This is a genomic window from Aggregatibacter sp., assembly GCF_057314075.1.
The window spans coordinates 37,138-53,085 of the sequence record NZ_DBHLAR010000012.1; the positions used below are offsets into that span (position 1 = coordinate 37,138).

At 41.8% G+C, this 15,948-nt stretch carries 17 protein-coding genes and 2 tRNA genes; 13 read left to right on the plus strand and 6 right to left on the minus strand.

Annotated elements, in window-relative coordinates:
- A partial coding sequence (locus ACO5E4_RS08725) for a tetratricopeptide repeat protein (RefSeq protein WP_485862773.1) occupies positions 1–1,491 on the plus strand: 1,491 nt, incomplete at its 5' end.
- A 170-nt stretch (positions 1,492–1,661) separates the two neighbouring features.
- On the opposite strand, the gene ACO5E4_RS08730 is transcribed toward ACO5E4_RS08725, so the two are convergent.
- The 3 genes from ACO5E4_RS08730 to hflD all read right to left on the minus strand — a co-directional run bounded on the left by ACO5E4_RS08730 (position 1,662) and on the right by hflD (position 4,878).
- Positions 1,662–2,660 carry an iron ABC transporter substrate-binding protein gene (locus tag ACO5E4_RS08730; RefSeq protein WP_485862774.1) on the minus strand — a complete coding sequence of 333 codons (999 nt, stop codon included), beginning with the start codon at positions 2,658–2,660 and terminating at the stop codon, positions 1,662–1,664.
- A gap of 222 nt (positions 2,661–2,882) precedes the next feature.
- A complete protein-coding gene (purB, locus tag ACO5E4_RS08735; protein WP_485862775.1) occupies positions 2,883–4,250 on the minus strand; it encodes an adenylosuccinate lyase in 1,368 nt (455 codons plus the stop codon).
- 16 nt (positions 4,251–4,266) lie between these two features.
- Positions 4,267–4,878: a high frequency lysogenization protein HflD gene (gene hflD, locus ACO5E4_RS08740; protein WP_485862776.1), complete on the minus strand. Its 612-nt coding sequence runs from the start codon at positions 4,876–4,878 to the stop codon at positions 4,267–4,269.
- 125 nt (positions 4,879–5,003) lie between these two features.
- On the opposite strand from hflD, the gene ACO5E4_RS08745 reads away from it, so the two are divergent.
- Positions 5,004–5,414, plus strand: a complete 411-nt coding sequence (locus tag ACO5E4_RS08745; RefSeq protein ID WP_485862777.1) for a copper chaperone PCu(A)C — start codon at positions 5,004–5,006, stop codon at positions 5,412–5,414.
- A 110-nt stretch (positions 5,415–5,524) separates the two neighbouring features.
- Here ACO5E4_RS08745 and ACO5E4_RS08750 read toward each other — a convergent pair whose 3' ends face one another.
- Together ACO5E4_RS08750 and trmB are read right to left on the minus strand one after the other, a co-directional pair.
- Positions 5,525–5,863, minus strand: a complete 339-nt coding sequence (locus tag ACO5E4_RS08750; protein ID WP_006719446.1) for a YggL family protein — start codon at positions 5,861–5,863, stop codon at positions 5,525–5,527.
- A gap of 30 nt (positions 5,864–5,893) precedes the next feature.
- The gene (gene trmB, locus ACO5E4_RS08755; RefSeq protein ID WP_165817790.1) at positions 5,894–6,661 is read right to left on the minus strand and encodes a tRNA (guanosine(46)-N7)-methyltransferase TrmB; all 768 of its coding nucleotides are present in this window, start codon (positions 6,659–6,661) and stop codon (positions 5,894–5,896) included.
- A 303-nt stretch (positions 6,662–6,964) separates the two neighbouring features.
- Between trmB and mutY the strand changes: the two genes are divergently transcribed.
- The 5 genes from mutY to ACO5E4_RS08780 all read left to right on the plus strand — a co-directional run bounded on the left by mutY (position 6,965) and on the right by ACO5E4_RS08780 (position 9,802).
- The gene (gene mutY, locus ACO5E4_RS08760; protein ID WP_485862778.1) at positions 6,965–8,104 is read left to right on the plus strand and encodes an A/G-specific adenine glycosylase; all 1,140 of its coding nucleotides are present in this window, start codon (positions 6,965–6,967) and stop codon (positions 8,102–8,104) included.
- Positions 8,082–8,357, plus strand: a complete 276-nt coding sequence (locus ACO5E4_RS08765) for an oxidative damage protection protein (protein ID WP_454905510.1) — start codon at positions 8,082–8,084, stop codon at positions 8,355–8,357. Before mutY ends, ACO5E4_RS08765 begins: the two co-directional genes overlap by 23 nt.
- 3 nt (positions 8,358–8,360) lie before the next feature.
- Positions 8,361–9,437: a membrane-bound lytic murein transglycosylase MltC gene (gene mltC, locus ACO5E4_RS08770; RefSeq protein ID WP_314954425.1), complete on the plus strand. Its 1,077-nt coding sequence runs from the start codon at positions 8,361–8,363 to the stop codon at positions 9,435–9,437.
- 209 nt (positions 9,438–9,646) lie between these two features.
- A tRNA-Phe gene (locus ACO5E4_RS08775) sits at positions 9,647–9,722 on the plus strand.
- A 4-nt stretch (positions 9,723–9,726) separates the two neighbouring features.
- A tRNA-Asn gene (locus tag ACO5E4_RS08780) sits at positions 9,727–9,802 on the plus strand.
- 198 nt (positions 9,803–10,000) lie between these two features.
- Here the strand turns inward: ACO5E4_RS08780 and ACO5E4_RS08785 are convergent.
- A complete protein-coding gene (locus tag ACO5E4_RS08785) occupies positions 10,001–10,594 on the minus strand; it encodes a YajG family lipoprotein (protein WP_485862779.1) in 594 nt (197 codons plus the stop codon).
- Positions 10,595–10,689: 95 nt separating this feature from the next.
- Between ACO5E4_RS08785 and ACO5E4_RS08790 the strand changes: the two genes are divergently transcribed.
- From ACO5E4_RS08790 to nqrE, 6 genes are all read left to right on the plus strand, one after another.
- Entirely contained in the window at positions 10,690–11,001 is a 312-nt protein-coding gene (locus tag ACO5E4_RS08790; RefSeq protein WP_314954428.1) for a BolA/IbaG family iron-sulfur metabolism protein, read from the plus strand.
- Positions 11,002–11,354: 353 nt separating this feature from the next.
- Positions 11,355–12,695 carry a Na(+)-translocating NADH-quinone reductase subunit A gene (locus ACO5E4_RS08795; protein ID WP_485862780.1) on the plus strand — a complete coding sequence of 447 codons (1,341 nt, stop codon included), beginning with the start codon at positions 11,355–11,357 and terminating at the stop codon, positions 12,693–12,695.
- A 2-nt stretch (positions 12,696–12,697) separates the two neighbouring features.
- Positions 12,698–13,933: an NADH:ubiquinone reductase (Na(+)-transporting) subunit B gene (locus ACO5E4_RS08800; protein ID WP_485862781.1), complete on the plus strand. Its 1,236-nt coding sequence runs from the start codon at positions 12,698–12,700 to the stop codon at positions 13,931–13,933.
- Positions 13,926–14,711, plus strand: coding sequence for a Na(+)-translocating NADH-quinone reductase subunit C (locus tag ACO5E4_RS08805; protein ID WP_485862782.1), 786 nt, complete (start codon positions 13,926–13,928; stop codon positions 14,709–14,711). The genes ACO5E4_RS08800 and ACO5E4_RS08805 overlap by 8 nt, the downstream gene beginning before the upstream one ends.
- Complete coding sequence (locus tag ACO5E4_RS08810; RefSeq protein ID WP_005633380.1) at positions 14,711–15,340, plus strand: NADH:ubiquinone reductase (Na(+)-transporting) subunit D; 630 nt, start codon at positions 14,711–14,713, stop codon at positions 15,338–15,340. Before ACO5E4_RS08805 ends, ACO5E4_RS08810 begins: the two co-directional genes overlap by 1 nt.
- A 3-nt stretch (positions 15,341–15,343) precedes the next feature.
- The gene (gene nqrE / locus ACO5E4_RS08815) at positions 15,344–15,940 is read left to right on the plus strand and encodes an NADH:ubiquinone reductase (Na(+)-transporting) subunit E (RefSeq protein WP_005633378.1); all 597 of its coding nucleotides are present in this window, start codon (positions 15,344–15,346) and stop codon (positions 15,938–15,940) included.
- The last annotated feature ends 8 nt before the right edge of the window (positions 15,941–15,948 follow it).

Below are 15,948 nucleotides of genomic sequence, written 5' to 3' on the forward strand. Positions count from 1 at the left end.
AACAATGCTCAATTTTGGCTTGGTCTTTGTTATTTAGAGCAGGCACGGAAGGTTAGAGATATAACAGAGGCGAAGGGGTTATTTGCCCAAGCTATTGAGCACCACCAAGAGCAACTTAAACTTGCCAAACAGCTAAATGATGAGCAAACAGGTATTCAACAGCAAAACAATGCTCAATTTTGGCTTGGTCTTTGTTATTTAGAGCAGGCACGGAAGGTTAAAGACATAACGGAAGCGAAGGATTTATTTACAAAAGCAGCTGAGCACAACCAAGAGCGACTCAAACTTACCGAACAGCTGAGTGATGAGCAAACACGAATTCAACAGCAAAACAATGCTCAATCTTGGATTGATCGTTGTCACAGAAATATTAGCTTTCTTGAAAAAAATTGGCCTTCTTATTGGGAGAAGAAAAAACAAGATATACGTAACGCGTTATTCTCAGATATGAGTAAACGTCTAGATAAGGAATTTGAGGACGCAGTTTCTACTATTCTAGCTGTTTTAAATATTCCTCCGATTGAACTGGGTTCAACTCCGCTTGCGCATTACACGTCTTCCACAGTGTGTAACAAATTGTTTGGTGTTGTGAATGAGAAAAATTCCAAGCCAATGCGAATAGGCAGTTCTTCCTATATGAACGATCCTTCTGAAGGAAAAGGGTTAATGGAGTTGTTAGCATTGCCAGATTTGGAGTTGGAAAATAAAACAGATTGTTCACCTCACAATGCTTTTTTTGCCTGTTTTTCTAGTCGGGTGAACGATTTAAATCAATTCCGTCTGTATGGCAAAGAAGATGGGGTGGAGGCTTCGGGATGTTGTTTGGTATTTAATAAAAACGGGAATTGGTTAAGAGAACCGGACATTTCAGCACCCTTCCGTGATCTTATAAAAAATCTGGACAAAAATTCAGCTGAATTTAAGGAGACGGATATTTCCAACGTGGAATATGAAAAACTACCACTTTATCAAGTTGCTTATATTGCATATAAAGATGAATACATTGCCGAAGAAAAATGTGAAATATGGCTTGATAATTTTAAATTTGGTATTTGTTTGAAGTCTGTAGATAAAAATAGTGAATGGCATAAATATCGTATCAAAAAACTTAAAGAGGCGTTACAACAACTCATTAAGTTTTTCAAGAAGAAGGCTAATGTTAATGATGAAAATAAAAACGCTTTGGAATATATTCGTTATCTGTTCAAAGACTTTGCTTTCCGCGATGAAGAAGAATTCCGTGTGCTAAAAATGGCAGAAATCGGCTCGGAAGAAATTGAATATTGCAAAACAACGAAATCTATTTATTTACCTTATGCCGATATCAGCAATGTAGTAGATGAAGTGATTTTAGGAACCAATTATGAGAAAACCAATAGCAGACGCAAAGCAGAAGTGTTCCAACACCAAATGAGACAAAAATGTCCATATGTTAAGGTTTCTCGTTCATCATTGCCGATTTATGCGAATCCTCCGATTAAGAAAGACTAAACTCAAAAAGTTTCCATCTTATTGGAAACTTTTTCTTGTTTAGCTATTTCGCTCGCAACAAAAAAGCCACCCGAAAAATGCGTTGAAAAACGACCGCACTTTTAGGTGGCTTTTTATATTTTTAACTGTACCCACGGTATTTCACGTTGAGAGATACTGTTGTGATACGATTATTTCAATCCCGCTTGCTCAATTAATTTATTGGCTTTTTCTTTGTCTTGCGCCGTTGTTGCGGTGACTTCAGGGGCTTCTAATTTTGCGTAAGGTTCCATGTTGAATGGGGAAACTACGTCAGCGCGCAATGGGTATTCTGCTCGAACAGCAACGAGGGCTTCTTGGCCTTTTTTGCTGGCTAAGAATTCGACGAACTTTTTCGCTTCTTCTTTATTTTTAGAGCCTTTCAACACTGCGGCACCGGAGTAGGTGACTAATGCACCCGGATCTTGGTGACGGATGAAGTATAAACGGGAGTTTAATTTATCTTCGCCTTTTTCTTTTGCTAAGGCATACCAATAATAGTTGTTAATCAACGCGGCCGGCACTTCGCCATTTTCAACGGCTTGTAATGCCACGCTGTTTTTCGCATAGAGTTTGCCATTTTCTTTCAAGCCTTTTAACCAGTCTAACGCCGCTTGTTCGCCTTTTAGTTTGGTGATAGCGACAACTTGTTCTAAGAATGCACCGGAAGTTGGCACATAACCGATTTTATCTTTCCATTTTGGGGTGGCGTAATCTAACACGGATTTTTCCATGTCTTTTTCGGAGAGTTTATTTTTGTCATAAACCACCACTCGGGAACGACCACTTAAGGCAATCCAGTCTTTTTTCGGTGCTACCGGAACGCCTTTGTATTGGGTCTGTTTAATGATGTCTGCAGAGAGTGGTTCGAGTAGATCTGCATCGGATAATCCAACAAAGGAGGCGACTTGTTCGGTATAGAATACATCAGCCGGGGTTTTGTCGCCTTCTTCTTTTAATTGACCGGCAAGCTGTTCGCTTTTAGCACTGTTTAAAGTGACTTTAATACCGGTTTCTTTGGTAAAAGCTTCTGAGACGGCTTTGGCCGCTTCTTTGTGTTGACCGTTATACACGGTGATGTCAGCAAAAGCGGTGCTAGAGAATGCCAATGCTGCGGTAAGTGTTGCTAGTTTTAATGCGTTAAGTTTCATAAATGCTCCTTTTAAAAGATGTTTATTCAAATAGATTTTGCCTAAATGGCAAATTTGAACGGTGTCTATTCTAGGGGGATATTTGCATAAATGCAAATTGTTCTCAATATTAAGATTTGGTGGTGAGAGTGAAAAGTGCGGTCGTTTTTTTCGTGAATTTTGGACTGAGAAAAGCGTAAAAAGAAAAACGGTCGTATTTAATACGACCGTTTTTTAATGATGTTACAGTTTTTCCACCAACTGTACTGCCGCACCGATATAGCTTGCCGGCGTGAGTTGTTGCAAGCGTGCTTTTTCTTCTGCCGGAATGTCTAATTTCTCAATAAAATCAAACATCGCTTTAGCATCGACGCGTTTGCCGCGGGTGAGTTCTTTCAGTTTTTCGTACGGTTTTTCAATGCCGTAACGACGCATCACGGTTTGAATTGGTTCGGCGAGCACTTCCCAGTTTTGATCCAATTCTTCACGTAAATGGGCTTCATTCACTTCTAATTTGCTGATGCCTTTTTGGGTCGCTGCATAGGCGATTAAGCAGTAGCCTAAACCTACGCCAAGGTTGCGCAACACGGTGGAATCCGTTAAATCGCGTTGCCAACGGGAAATCGGTAATTTACTGCCTAAGTGTGCCATCACGGCGTTTGCCAAACCAAGGTTGCCTTCGGAGTTCTCGAAGTCGATTGGGTTGACTTTGTGTGGCATGGTGGAAGAACCGATTTCACCAGCGATAGTACGTTGTTTGAAATGATTTAATGCGATGTAACCCCATAGGTCGCGGTCGAAGTCGATCACGATAGTGTTAAAACGCGCTACGCAATCGAACAATTCGGCGATGTAATCATGCGGTTCGATTTGAGTGGTGTACGGGTTCCATGTAATGCCCAAAGAGGTCACGAATTCTTCGCTGAAGGTATGCCAATCAATATTCGGGTAAGCGGATAAATGGGCATTATAGTTGCCCACAGCGCCGTTGATTTTACCCAGAATATCAATGTGTTGTAATTGTTTGTATTGGCGTCTTAAACGATACACCACGTTGGCCATTTCTTTGCCTACGGTAGTTGGCGATGCCGGTTGTCCGTGCGTGCGGGAAAGCAGTGGAATGGTTTTATATTGCTCGGCAAGTGCGGTGATTTTTTCGATTAAATTTTGCCACTCCGGCAGCAACACTTCTTCACGCGCGGTGTTTAGCATTAAGGCGTGGGAAAGGTTGTTGATGTCTTCGGAGGTGCAGGCAAAGTGAATAAATTCGCTGACTGCCGCCAATTCAGGTAAGGCTGCGCTTTTTTCTTTAAGGAAATATTCCACCGCTTTCACATCGTGGTTGGTCGTTCTTTCAATTTCTTTAATGCGCTCGGCATCTTCAATAGCAAAATTAGCGACAATTTGGTTAAGGTAATCGTTTGCTTCTTTTGACAAAGAAGGAACTTCGGTGATTTGTGCGGTTGCTGCCAATTTTTGTAACCAACGAACTTCCACCGTAACGCGGAATTTTAATAAACCGAATTCGCTGAAAATATGACGTAAACGGGCGGTTTTGTCTTGATAACGACCATCAATCGGGGAAAGTGCGGTTAGCGCGCTAAGTTGCATAGATGAAAGCTCCATATTAAAGAGAAGAGAGAATGTGTTGTGCCGTGGTGGCGATTTTGCGACGGAAAAACAGCAGTTGCCATTTGGTGCCGCCCACTTGTTGCCACAAAATAGCGGAACGGATGCCGGCTAATAACGCGGCGCGAATGCGATTTTGTGTGCCTAAATGCTGTAAATATTGAGTAACGCCGGTCACTTGAATTCGGCGACCTAACGGGCTGATAACGTCCACATAAATGCCGGCAAAATTAGACAGCATCTGTTCATCGAGTAAATGATAATGTTCCAGCTGTGTGGGTAAATATTGAATACGGCGCGCCAATTCTTGTTTGGCTTCCGGGGTTTTGTTGAGTTTTGCCGCCAATGCTAACAGACTGAGCCAATAACGACCTAGTTCCGGCTCGCTGCCGTTAAGCTGTTCGCAAAGTGTGGTTAACCCCAATTTCAGGTTGTTTAGCTCGCCGCCAAAAACATCTAATGCTGTATCCGGTGCGGTTTTTAGCAAACTGTTTAAACCGGTTTCTAATGCCGTTGAGTCCGCTTCGCCATTTAACGCCAGTTGTTGCACTAATTTTGCCGCTTGGCAGACACCGGCTAGGGCGAGTGTAATGTCGTAATAATTTGCCATTGAGGTTTTAGAATTGCATAAAATAGGTATGAAAAAGTGGGCGGTAATATAGCATTTTTCTGCTATATTTTAAAGGCAATCGGCAATGCCGACGAAATCAATAAGAAATGAAAAAGGAGAAAACGATGCGACGTATTTTTAAAACGTTGTTTTTTATGACCGCACTTTTGCCTCTAGGCACGTTGGCAAAAATCAGTGTGACCAATCCTACTATTTTTGCAACCCAACAGGCGGGTGAACCAACGGCTGTTTTTATGGAACTGCATAATGACGGTAATGAAGCCGTTAATCTTGCGATGGTGCAGAGCAGTCAGCCGGCAAATTTGGTTTTGCACGGCACACAAAACGGCAAAATGATCACCACGGATGGCATTGAAATTCCTGCCAAAGGCAACGTAAAACTGAAGCCGGGCGGTTTGCATATTATGGTGTTTGATTCTGCTACGGCTTTACAGGCAGGAGGATATTTTCCGCTGATGTTGCTGTTTGATAATGGTGAGAAAATTCAAGTTAAGGCAAATGTCGTGAAGTATTGATCATCGTGTTTTGTAAACAACACAAAAAAAGACCGCACTTTTATTGCGTTTTGTGGGCGCGGAAAGTGCGGTCTGTTTTTTAGCTATTTTTTAACTGTTTTTAACAGTGATTATTTTGTTGGGTAATCCCACCAAATATCAAATAATTCGCTAACTTCCACTTGTTGTAAGCCGTTTTGCGTTAACCAGTTTTTCACTAATTCTTGGTGAGACGCATCGCATTTACCGATTTTTTCTAAGCACACTAAACCTTCCCAGTGTAAGTAGCCGCTGCCTTCGTAAGCCAAACCGTTTTGTTGGATCACTTCGCTGATGAAACGGTCAACGGTGCTGTCGATTTGTTCTACGGAAGTGCCTTCAGCAAATTGCCATTGCACTAAAAAGCCTAATTCTTGGAATTCGGCAATATGCATTTTTTTGCGTTGTCTTTGGTTACGTTTAATAGCCATGATGATTTCCTTCTATTGAGGTGGATGAAATTAAGACTTGATGAAATACAGATCCCATACGCCGTGGCCAAGGCGGTGACCGCGTTGTTCAAATTTGGTCAACGGGCGAAAATCAGGGCGAGGGATGTAGTCGTTTGTGTCTGACGTATTGCGTAATTGCGGATATTGTTGCAACACGTCCAACATATGTTCCGCATAGTTTTGCCAGTCGGTTGCCATGTGAATGAAAGCACCTGCCTGCAATTTATTTAATAAACGGTCAATAAAGTGCGGTTGTACGATACGGCGTTTGTGATGTCTCGCTTTGTGCCACGGATCTGGGAAAAACAGTTGTAACCCACCGAGACTTTGGTCGGCAATGCTGTCTCGCAGAATTTCAGTGGCATCGTGGCAAATCACGCGTAAATTGGTAACGCCTTTTTCTACGGCATAAGCGATACAAGCACCTACACCCGGTGTATGCACTTCAATGCCTAAGTAATTTTTATCAGGATTTTGTGCAGCCATTTCCACAAGTGAACTGCCCATGCCGAAGCCAATTTCCAAAATGACCGGATTGTCGTTGCCGTAAATTGCATTGAAATCAAATGGCTGCGGTTGATAGTCTAAGCCGAGTGCCGCCCAGTTTTGGTTCATAGCGTTTTTTTGATAATCGCTTAAGCGTCCGGTGCGTAATACGAAGCTGCGCACTTTGCGTTTATAACGTCCGTCTTCGGTAAACTCGGCAGCCTCAACGGTTTTGCGTTTTTGGTCGGCAAAAGTCGGTTGAATGGAATGTTCTGATTGCGTTTCTAACATGTCTTCTTTGAAGTTAAAATGGTTGTCTGCGTAAAATTTTAGCGGCTGATTATAGGCTGTTTCCAATACATTAGCAATTTAGCCCGGTTAAACCCTAAGGGATTTCTTGAAGTTTGCTGAAGGTGCATTGTACTTTGTGATAAACTTTGCCGGTTTTTGTGTTATCAAGCGGTTGAAAAACAGCGAATATTTTACGCGCAATCGAATTAAGTTCAGTTGTTTACCTCTTTAGGTTGGCGGCAAAATTGACGTTCAAAAACGTTGTTTTTTGCGACCGCACTTTTATTGAATATATCAGGATTTATGCTCGCTCAATCATCTCCTCATGCGCCTTTTGCACATGCCGTACTGTCGTGGTATGCCAAGTTCGGGCGGAAAAATTTGCCGTGGCAACAAAATAAAACCTTGTATGGCGTTTGGTTGTCAGAAGTAATGCTGCAGCAAACGCAGGTGGCAACGGTCATTCCGTATTTTGAACGTTTTGTTAAAACGTTTCCTAATTTGACCGCACTTGCTGATGCGCCGTTAGATGAGGTGCTGCATTTGTGGACGGGCTTGGGTTATTACGCGCGGGCGCGAAATTTGCATAAAGCGGCGCAAATCATGCGTGATCAATATGGCGGCATATTTCCGATAGAATTTGAACAAGTCTGGGCATTGCCCGGTGTGGGGAGAAGTACGGCAGGAGCAGTGTTATCTTCTTGTTTGAATGCGCCTTATCCCATTCTGGACGGTAATGTGAAGCGGGTGTTATCCCGTTATTTTACCGTGGATGGTTGGCCGGGCGAGAAGAAAACGGAAGATCGTTTGTGGCAATTGACCGCGCAGGTGACCCCAACGGAACAGGTGGCGGATTTTAATCAGGCAATGATGGATCTTGGTGCAATGGTGTGTACGCGAACCAAGCCCAAATGCGATCTTTGTCCGCTAAAAAAGGACTGTCGAGCAAAGGCCGAACAAAATTGGCAGGCTTATCCCGGTAAAAAGCCGAAAAAAACGCTACCGGAACGAGAAAGTTATTTCTTGTTGTTAGAACAAAACGGCAAAATTGCCTTGGAACAACGGGAAAGCGCCGGTTTATGGGGCGGATTGTATTGTTTTCCGCAATTTACTGAAAAGCAGGCGTTATTAGCCTATTTAGCTGCAAACAGGATTAGGCAATATCAGGAGTGGCCGGCATTTCGCCATACATTTAGCCATTTTCATTTAGATATTTATCCAATTTATGCGCAAGTTGATGGTCTAATTGAGATAGAAGATGTGGATTGTTCCCCTTGGAAAAAAGTGCTGGAAAAAACGGAGGAATATCAATCAGACCTATTAAGTGCGGTCAAATGTTGGTATGATCCGCAGCATCCTGAACCTATCGGGTTGGCAACGCCCGTGAAGAATTTATTAACTCAATATGTAAGGAATCATTATGGCAAGAATGGTATTTTGTGAACGTTTAAAACAAGAAGCCGAAGGGTTGGATTTTCAGTTGTATCCGGGCGAATTGGGTAAACGTATTTTTGATTCTATTAGTAAACAAGCATGGGCAGAATGGATGAAAAAACAAACCATGTTGGTGAATGAGAAAAAATTAAACATGATGAATGCGGATCATCGTAAGTTATTGGAACAGGAAATGGTGGCCTTTCTTTTTGAAGGCAAAGATGTACATATTGAAGGTTACACACCCCCTGAAGCGAAATAAAAGATGAAGAAGTATTTAATTTTAGCCCTTATCCCTTTTTTATATGCTTGTGGTGGCGGTTCGCACCATCGAGGATTGGATTACGATGAAGCTTTTGCAAAAGATACCCGTGGCTTGGATATTTTAACCGGACAATTTGCCAATAATATCGATCGTATTTGGGGGGTGAATGAGCTATTAGTGGCGAGCCGTAAAGACTATGTAAAATATACGGATCGTTATTTCACCCGTAGCCATGTAAGTTTTGATGAGGGCTTGATTACTATCGAAACGCAGGCAGATTTGAACCGTTTACATAATGCTATTGTGCATACTTTATTGATGGGTTCTGATGCGAATGGTATCGATTTATTTGCCTCCGGCGATGTGCCGATTAGTTCCCGTCCCTTCTTGGTCGGGCAGGTGATCGATAATCGCGGTGGTTCTATTGCAGATCAGTTTACAGCAAGCAATTTTGCGACGTATTTAATTCAAAATAAACTGCAAACTCGTCGTTTATCAAATGGTAATCAAGTGCAATTTGTGGTAATTCCAATGATTGCTAACCACGTGGAAGTTCGGGCGCAAAAATATTTACCTATTGTGCGTAAAGTAGCACGTCATTATGGATTGGATGAAAGTTTAATTCTGGGCATTATGCAAACGGAATCGAGCTTTAACCCGTATGCGATAAGCTATGCTAACGCTATGGGCTTAATGCAAGTAGTGCCGCACACCGCAGGACGAGATGTGTTCCAAATGAAAGGCATGAGTGGTCAACCAAGTAAAAATTATTTATTTGATCCTGAGAAAAACATTGATGCCGGAGCGGCTTATTTATGGTTGTTACAAAATAAATACTTAGATGGTATTACGAACCCGACATCGAAACGCTTTGCCATGATTTCGGCGTATAACAGTGGTGCCGGTGCAGTATTGCGCGTATTTAACGATGATAAAGAGATGGCAATGATGAAAATTAACCAACTTTATCCGGAACAAGTGTATCGTATTTTGACTACTAGCCATCCATCCGCGCAGGCGCGAAATTATTTGGTGAAAGTCGATAAAGCGCAAAAGAACTATCGAGTTAGACGTTAATTGCAATCTTGTGTGAAATTTATTGCCCGTGTAATGAATATTAAGCGGGCTTTCTTCTTTGTATGAGAAGTAAAATTTTCTCGATAAATATAGCAGTTATGTACGTTTTGCTTGTTAAATGTGCAAACAAGTTAATTATTTCGTCTTTTTTAAAAATAGATGTTGACTTGAAATTGAAAAAAACGTTTAATACGCACCACTGATGAGTTGCCTCGATAGCTCAGTCGGTAGAGCAGGGGATTGAAAATCCCCGTGTCGGTGGTTCGATTCCGCCTCGAGGCACCACTATTCCTCCTTAGTTCAGTCGGTAGAACGGTGGACTGTTAATCCATATGTCGCAGGTTCGAGTCCCGCAGGAGGAGCCAAATTCTAGAAAGCCGCTAAGTAATTAGCGGCTTTTGTTTTTTCTGATTTTGTGTTTTGCAAAGCAAAAAATAACGCATAAATCGGAATCAAATTATGCGTTATTTTTATCTTTGGGATTGTGACCTAAAAAGCAGCGGATATCTGTACCATTCTTTTCTGAGCTAAGCTAGAAAGTGCGGTAGTTTTTCACTGTGTTTTTAGTTAGCGTATTGATTAATTGCTTGGGTGATTTCTTGGTCTTTATAAATAGACTGAACGATGTCATTAAAGGCTTCGCCTAACACTTTTTGGATCTCTGAATTTTTGGCAGAGAATGCACCGGAGTAATTCCGTGTTGTCCCGATATTTTTGGTGAATTGACCTTTAGCGCCTTGAACATGAATGGCCAACTTGATTTTACTATCGATATCGTAGCGTAAGTTTCCTTGATTGACTTTAGCAAAAAACTCTTGCACGTTTACGGTGACTGCTACATTCGCGTTATTTGCCGTGCCAATGCGAAATCCTTTACTGATAAGATTCTGTTGTTCAACTTGTTGGAATAGCTCGGTGACATTTGGTATAGCCGATAATTTTACAAGTTTCCCATCGGCAACATAACTGGAAATTTCAGGGGCTTGGCGCATATCGCGAGTGGTGACGTAAACAACAGCGGATTGGTTAACATTCATGCTCGCTTGTGGCGCAGCCGGTGTAAAACGTAAGGTGTTGGACTCACTTTGACAACCACTCAATAATGCACTTGAAAGTAAGACTGAGCCAAGTATTAAGGTTTTCATGTTGAATTTCATAATATCCTCATAAGTTTGATTAATTTGCGCTATTCTTACAAAGTTACAAGTAATTGTATAGTCTCCTCATTTAATAAATCCCTTAAGGAAGAAGTATGTCAAAACAACAAGCATTAGAACAACGATTATGCCAGGAATTTCAACCGCACTTTATTATGGTTGAAAACGAGAGTCATATGCATAGCTCCGGGCGTGGTGCGGATTCGCATTTTAAAATTGTATTGGTAAGTGACGCCTTTGAGGGGATTAGCAAAGTTGCTCGTCACCAAAAAATTTATCAATTACTCTCTCAAGACTTAAAAAATGGCATTCATGCTTTGGCATTGCATCTTTATACCAAGCAAGAATGGGATAAATTGGGGCGGCAGTTCCCAAAGTCACCTAATTGTGCAGGTGTAGGGCAATAAGTTCTCTACCTCTTTGTAATTACCTTATGAAATTAAAAATTGATTTTTGGCAAAGAATGTGAAGTTTTTCACAAAAATACATAAACAATCGGCTTTCAAAGTGGTAAGAACGTTATTATTTGGTTAAAATGAGCCAATTTTTTTAGCAAAAATTTAACGTTTTTAGGGGCAAATGTCCGTAAAATTGAAACAGAATTTGAGTTTTATTTTTATCGGTTGGAGAGCGATTATTTAGTCGTAGCGGCATCTTGTCGTTTTCTTCTTTAATCATTTCAACAACCATCACTCAAGACGAGGTAATAACCTCAGGGTTATTGCTGTATTTTTAATCTAACAAAAGTAGTGCAAACAATATGATTACGATTAAAAAAGGCTTGGATCTTCCTATTGCAGGAAAACCGGAGCAGGTAATCCATAACGGGAATACCGTTACTGAAGTTGCTTTGCTGGGTGAAGAGTATGTGGGAATGCGCCCTTCGATGAAGGTTCGCGAAGGTGATGTAGTGAAAAAAGGTCAGGTGCTTTTTGAAGACAAAAAGAATCCTGGTGTGATTTTCACCGCACCGGCGAGTGGCACGATCACCGCGATTCATCGTGGCGAGAAACGTGTATTACAGTCTGTAGTAATTAAAGTGGAAGGCAATGAAGCGCTTTCTTTCGATAAATACGAGACAGCTGAACTGAACACGTTAAGTGCGGAGCAAGTGCGTAAAAATTTACAGGAATCCGGTTTATGGACAGCGTTCCGTACCCGTCCATTCAGCAAAGTTCCGGCGATTGATAGCGTGCCTTCATCCATTTTCGTTAATGCGATGGACACCAATCCCCTCGCAGCAGATCCTGCGGTTATTATTGCTGCGTCCGAAAATGATTTCGTCAATGGCTTAACCGTGTTAAGTCGTTTACATGACGGCAACATTCACTTATGTAAAGCGCCGGATAATAAAATTCCGGCATCACATGCGAGTAATGTGATCGTAGATGAATTCGCCGGGCCACATCCGGCAGGGTTAAGTGGTACACATATCCATTTTATTGATCCGGTGGGCATCAATAAAATTGTTTGGTATATCAACTATCAAGATGTGATCGCTATCGGTAAATTATTTACCACTGGTGAGCTCAATGTAGAACGCGTGATTTCTCTTGCAGGACCACAAGTCAAATCGCCACGTTTAGTGCGTACAGTCATCGGGGCGAACCTCTCTCAATTAACCGCAGGTGAATTAAAAGACGGTAATAATCGCGTGATTTCCGGTTCAGTACTTTGCGGTCAAACGGCAAAAGGTGTGCATGATTATTTAGGTCGTTATGCATTACAAGTGTCTGTCATTGCAGAAGGTAATGAGAAAGAGTTCTTCGGTTGGATTACACCACAACCGAATAAATATTCGATTACCCGTACCGTGCTTGGTCACTTTGGCAAGAAATTATTTAACTTCACTACCGCAGAAAATGGTGGTGAACGTGCAATGGTACCAATCGGTAGCTATGAGCGCGTGATGCCGTTGGATATTTTACCGACATTATTATTACGCGATTTAATCGTGGGCGATACTGATGGCGCGCAAGCGTTGGGTTGTCTTGAATTAGATGAAGAAGACTTGGCATTATGTTCTTTCGTTTGCCCGGGCAAATATGAATACGGTTCAATCTTGCGTCAAGTATTAGATAAGATTGAGAAGGAAGGTTAAAAATGGGTTTAAAAAATCTTTTTGAAAAAATGGAACCCGCGTTTTTACCAGGCGGTAAATACAGCAAGCTTTATCCGATCTTTGAATCGATTTATACCTTGCTTTATACACCAGGTACGGTAACGCACAAAAACACACACGTTCGTGATGCGTTAGACTCAAAACGTATGATGATTACGGTTTTCCTTGCGTTGTTCCCTGCGATTTTCTATGGGATGTACAATGTGGGTAACCAAGCGATCCCTGCCTTAAATCAATTAGGCAATTTAGAACAATTAATTGCTAACGATTGGCACTATGCCCTTGCAAGTTCACTAGGTTTAGATTTAACCAATAATGCAACTTGGGGCTCGAAAATGGCATTAGGGGCGATCTTCTTCTTACCAATTTACTTAGTGGTATTCACGGTTTGTACAATTTGGGAATTATTGTTCTCCGTTGTGCGTGGTCACGAAGTGAATGAAGGGATGTTCGTTTCAACCATTCTTTTCGCCTTAATTGTTCCGCCAACATTGCCATTATGGCAAGCGGCACTCGGTATCACCTTTGGTATCGTTGTAGCAAAAGAAATCTTCGGTGGTGTAGGTCGTAACTTTATGAACCCTGCACTTGCTGGTCGTGCATTCTTGTTCTTTGCTTATCCGGCACAAATTTCCGGTGACTTAGTATGGACTGCGGCAGATGGTTTCTCAGGCGCTACCGCACTTTCACAATGGTCACAAGGTGGTCAAGCAGCATTGCAACATACGGTAACCGGTGAGCCAATTACTTGGATGGATGCCTTCATCGGTAATATTCCTGGCTCCATGGGTGAAGTTTCAACGCTTGCATTGTTAATCGGTGGTGCCGTCATTGTATTCACCCGTATTGCTTCTTGGCGCATTATGGCGGGTGTGATGATCGGTATGATTGGTACTGCAACCCTCTTTAACCTGATTGGTTCTGATTCTAACCCAATGTTCTCTATGCCTTGGCATTGGCACTTCGTATTAGGTGGTTTTGCTCTTGGTATGATCTTCATGGCAACTGACCCTGTTTCTGCTTCATTTACCAATACTGGTAAATGGTGGTACGGCGCGTTAATTGGTGTGATGGCAGTATTAATTCGTACAGTGAACCCAGCTTACCCGGAAGGTATGATGTTAGCGATCTTATTTGCAAACTTGTTTGCACCAATTTTCGATTACATCGTGGTTCAAGCAAATATCAAACGTCGGAGAGCAAGAACAAATGGCTAAATTTAATAAAGATAGCGTTGGCGGTACAGTTACCGTTGTTGTATTGCTAAGTTTGGTGTGTTCTATCGTGGTTTCCGGTGCCGCAGTTGCATTGAAATCAAAACAAGATGAACAAAAAGCACTTGACGTTCAACGTAATATTTTAACGGTTGCCGGCCTAATGCAAGAAGATAATGCTTCTGTCATTAAAGACACTTATAACAAGTTTATTGAACCTCGTTTAGTGGATTTGCAAAGCGGTGATTTTATTGAAGCATCAAAAGATGATGTGGAAAAATTTGATCCAAAAACAGCGGTAAAATCGACCGCACTTAGCCAAGCAATTCCAGCTGAGCAAGATAAAGCGGGTATTAAAGTGCGTGCGAATCAAGCGCGTGTTTACCTTGTAAAAGATGAACAAGGTCAGGTCAATCAAGTCATATTGCCGATGTACGGTCGCGGTTTATGGTCAACAATGTACGGTTTCGTTGCGGTTGCCCCAGATGCCAATACCATCAAAGGCATTACTTACTATGATCAAGGTGAAACCGCCGGTCTTGGTGGTGAAATCGCCAATCCGCGTTGGCAAGCACTTTTCGTAGATAAGAAACTGTTTGATGATAATCAACGTGTGGCTATTCGTGTTGCTAAAAATGCGTCTTCTAACAAAGAACACGGCGTTGATGCCTTATCAGGTGCAACCTTAACCTCAAATGGTGTGCAAGGTTCTTTTGATTATTGGTTTAGTCAAAATGGTTTTGGTCCATTCTTAGCAAAATTTAAAGCGGGGGCAAGATAATGGCTGATGCAAAAAGCAATTTAAAAGCACTTTTGCTTGATCCGATCGTAAAAAATAATCCGATTGCGCTGCAAATTTTGGGTATTTGTTCTGCATTAGCGGTAACAACTCAATTACAAACCGCTATCGTTATGGCAATTGCGGTAAGTTTAGTAACCGGTTTTTCCAGTATGTTTATTTCAATGATTCGCCATTACATTCCAAATAGTATTCGTATCATTGTACAACTGGCAATTATCGCTTCTTTGGTAATTTTGGTTGACCAAGTATTAAAAGCTTTTGCTTATGGTTTATCTAAACAGCTCTCGGTATTCGTGGGCTTGATTATTACCAACTGTATCGTGATGGGTCGTGCAGAAGCTTTTGCGATGAAATCCCGTCCGCTTGAGAGCTTTGTTGATGGTATCGGTAACGGTTTAGGTTACGGTGCAATTTTATTAATTGTTGCAACGTTACGCGAGTTAATTGGTTCTGGTCGTTTACTTGGTTTCCCAGTATTCCAAACCATTCAAGATGGTGGTTGGTATCAACCAAACGGCTTGTTCCTTCTTGCACCAAGTGCGTTCTTTATTATCGGCTTTATCATTTGGGGCTTAAGAACGTGGAAACCTGAGCAACAGGAGAAATAATCAATGGAACATTATATTAGCCTATTTGTGAAGGCGATCTTCATTGAAAATATGGCGCTTTCTTTCTTCTTAGGGATGTGTACTTTCCTTGCTGTATCGAAAAAAGTGTCAACGGCATTCGGCTTAGGGGTTGCAGTAACAGTTGTGCTTGGCATTTCTGTGCCGGCGAACCAATTTGTGTTTGAACATGTGTTAAAAGATGGTGCCTTGGTTGAAGGCGTAGATTTATCCTTCTTAAGTTTTATTACGTTTATCGGGATTATCGCGGGTATCGTTCAAATTCTTGAAATGACGCTCGATAAATTCTTCCCGGCTCTGTATAACGCATTGGGGATTTTCCTTCCGCTTATTGCTGTAAACTGTGCGATCTTCGGTGGTGTATCCTTTGCGATTCAACGTGAATATACCTTCGCAGAATCTGCCGTGTACGGTATTGGTGCTGGCTTGGGGTGGATGTTGGCAATCGTTGCGTTAGCCGGTTTAACTGAGAAAATGAAATATGCGGATGTTCCGGCCGGTTTGAAAGGTTTAGGGATTACCTTTATCTCAGCGGGCTTAATGGCTCTTGGCTTTATGTCATTTTCCGGTATTCAGTTATAAGGAGGGCG

Excerpts from the sequence above, each read along its gene's own strand:
- ACO5E4_RS08800 (WP_485862781.1), top strand. The coding sequence starts at position 12,698 with ATGGGTTTAAAAAATCTTTTTGAAAAAATGGAACCCGCGTTTTTACCA.
- ACO5E4_RS08795 (WP_485862780.1), top strand. The coding sequence starts at position 11,355 with ATGATTACGATTAAAAAAGGCTTGGATCTTCCTATTGCAGGAAAACCG.
- mltC (WP_314954425.1), top strand. The coding sequence starts at position 8,361 with ATGAAGAAGTATTTAATTTTAGCCCTTATCCCTTTTTTATATGCTTGT.
- hflD (WP_485862776.1), bottom strand. The coding sequence starts at position 4,878 with ATGGCAAATTATTACGACATTACACTCGCCCTAGCCGGTGTCTGCCAA.
- ACO5E4_RS08805 (WP_485862782.1), top strand. The coding sequence starts at position 13,926 with ATGGCTAAATTTAATAAAGATAGCGTTGGCGGTACAGTTACCGTTGTT.
- ACO5E4_RS08785 (WP_485862779.1), bottom strand. The coding sequence starts at position 10,594 with ATGAAATTCAACATGAAAACCTTAATACTTGGCTCAGTCTTACTTTCA.
- trmB (WP_165817790.1), bottom strand. The coding sequence starts at position 6,661 with ATGTTAGAAACGCAATCAGAACATTCCATTCAACCGACTTTTGCCGAC.
- nqrE (WP_005633378.1), top strand. The coding sequence starts at position 15,344 with ATGGAACATTATATTAGCCTATTTGTGAAGGCGATCTTCATTGAAAAT.
- ACO5E4_RS08745 (WP_485862777.1), top strand. The coding sequence starts at position 5,004 with ATGCGACGTATTTTTAAAACGTTGTTTTTTATGACCGCACTTTTGCCT.
- ACO5E4_RS08790 (WP_314954428.1), top strand. The coding sequence starts at position 10,690 with ATGTCAAAACAACAAGCATTAGAACAACGATTATGCCAGGAATTTCAA.
- ACO5E4_RS08765 (WP_454905510.1), top strand. The coding sequence starts at position 8,082 with ATGGCAAGAATGGTATTTTGTGAACGTTTAAAACAAGAAGCCGAAGGG.
- purB (WP_485862775.1), bottom strand. The coding sequence starts at position 4,250 with ATGCAACTTAGCGCGCTAACCGCACTTTCCCCGATTGATGGTCGTTAT.
- ACO5E4_RS08730 (WP_485862774.1), bottom strand. The coding sequence starts at position 2,660 with ATGAAACTTAACGCATTAAAACTAGCAACACTTACCGCAGCATTGGCA.
- ACO5E4_RS08810 (WP_005633380.1), top strand. The coding sequence starts at position 14,711 with ATGGCTGATGCAAAAAGCAATTTAAAAGCACTTTTGCTTGATCCGATC.
- ACO5E4_RS08750 (WP_006719446.1), bottom strand. The coding sequence starts at position 5,863 with ATGGCTATTAAACGTAACCAAAGACAACGCAAAAAAATGCATATTGCC.
- mutY (WP_485862778.1), top strand. The coding sequence starts at position 6,965 with ATGCTCGCTCAATCATCTCCTCATGCGCCTTTTGCACATGCCGTACTG.